This window comes from Burkholderia sp. MSMB2157WGS (assembly GCF_001532755.1).
GTDB lineage: Bacteria > Pseudomonadota > Gammaproteobacteria > Burkholderiales > Burkholderiaceae > Burkholderia.
This window is the reverse complement of sequence record NZ_LPJG01000051.1, coordinates 1-1,638: the sequence shown is the minus strand read 5'-3', so window position 1 is coordinate 1,638 and position 1,638 is coordinate 1. Positions and strand designations below refer to the sequence as shown.

Annotated in this window: 1 protein-coding gene; it reads right to left on the bottom strand. The window is 65.8% G+C overall.

What is annotated here, in order from left to right; all coding sequences use genetic code 11:
• The coding region (locus tag WT53_RS29545) for an electron transfer flavoprotein-ubiquinone oxidoreductase (protein ID WP_060262534.1) at positions 1 to 1,638 on the bottom strand (1,638 nt) is incomplete at both ends.

The following is a 1,638-nucleotide window of genomic DNA, read 5'->3' as shown; positions in this document are numbered from 1 at the left end:
TAATTCGGCCCGCCGCCGCCTTCGGGCGTGACCCACACGATGTTCTGCGTCGGGTCCTTGATGTCGCAGGTCTTGCAGTGCACGCAGTTCTGCGCGTTGATCACGAGCCGCTCGCTGCCGTCGTCGTTCTTCACGAACTCGTACACCGCCGCCGGGCAGAACCGCGCCTCAGGCCCCGCGTACGTGCGCAGGTTCACGTTCACCGGCACGCTCGCGTCCTTCAGCGTCAGGTGCGCGGGCTGGTTCTCCTCGTGGTTCGTGTTCGAGATGAACACCGACGAGAGGCGATCGAACGTCAGCTTGCCGTCCGGCTTCGGATACGCGATCGGCTCGCACTGCGACGCCGGCTTCAGCATCTCGTGATCCGCATGCTGGTGATGCAGCGTCCACGGCACGTTGCCGCCCATCACCTTCTGCTCGATGCCGACCATCAGCGTGCCCAGGTACAGCCCCTTGGCCATCCACTGCTTGAAGTTGCGCGCGCGGTACAGCTCCGTGTACAGCCACGATTGCTTGAACGCGTCCGGGTACGCGTTCAGTTCGTCCGACTGACGGCCGGCCTGCACCGCGTCGAATGCGGCGTCCGCGGCCAGCATGCCCGTTTTGATCGCCGCGTGGCTGCCCTTGATCCGCGACGCGTTCAGGAAGCCCGCGTCGTCGCCGATCAGCGCGCCGCCCGGGAACACCGTCTTCGGCAGCGACAGCAGGCCGCCGGCCGTGATCGCGCGCGCGCCGTACGACACGCGCTTGCCGCCTTCGAGGAACGCGCGGATCGACGGATGCGTCTTGTAGCGCTGGAATTCCTCGAACGGCGACAGGTACGGGTTCGTGTAGCCCAAGCCCACCACGAAGCCGACCACGACCTGGTTGTTGTCCATGTGATACAGGAACGAGCCGCCGTACGTATCCGACTTCAGCGGCCAGCCGGCCGTGTGGATCACGAGGCCCGGCTTGTGCTTCGCGGGATCGATTTCCCACAGTTCCTTGATGCCGATCCCGTACGCCTGCGGATCGGCGTTCGCGTCGAGCTTGAACTTCGAGATCAGTTGGCGGCCGAGATGGCCGCGGCAGCCTTCGGCGAACAGCGTGTACTTCGCGTGCAGCTCCATGCCGAGCTGGAAGTTCTCGGTCGGCTCGCCGTCCTTGCCCACGCCCATGTTGCCGGTCGCGACGCCTTTGACCGAGCCGTCGTCGTTGTACAGAATCTCGGCAGCAGGGAAGCCCGGGAAGATCTCGACGCCGAGCGCCTCGGCCTGTGCCCCAAGCCAGCGAGTCACGTTGCCCAGCGAAATCACGTAGTTGCCGTGGTTCTTGAAGTTGTCCGGCAGCGCCCAGTTCGGTGTGGTCACCGCGCTTTTCTCGGACAGGAACAGGAAGCGGTCTTCCGTGACCTCGACATCGAGCGGTGCGCCGCGCGCCTTCCAGTCGGGGAACAGCTCGGTGATCGCGCGCGGGTCCATCACCGCGCCCGACAGGATGTGCGCGCCGATCTCGGAACCCTTCTCGAGCACGCACACGCCGATCTCGGTGCCTTTCTCGGCGGCCAGCTGCTTGAGCCGGATCGCCGCCGACAGCCCGGCGGGGCCGCCGCCGACGATCACGACGTCGTATTCCATCGATTCGCGCGGGCCGTATTGC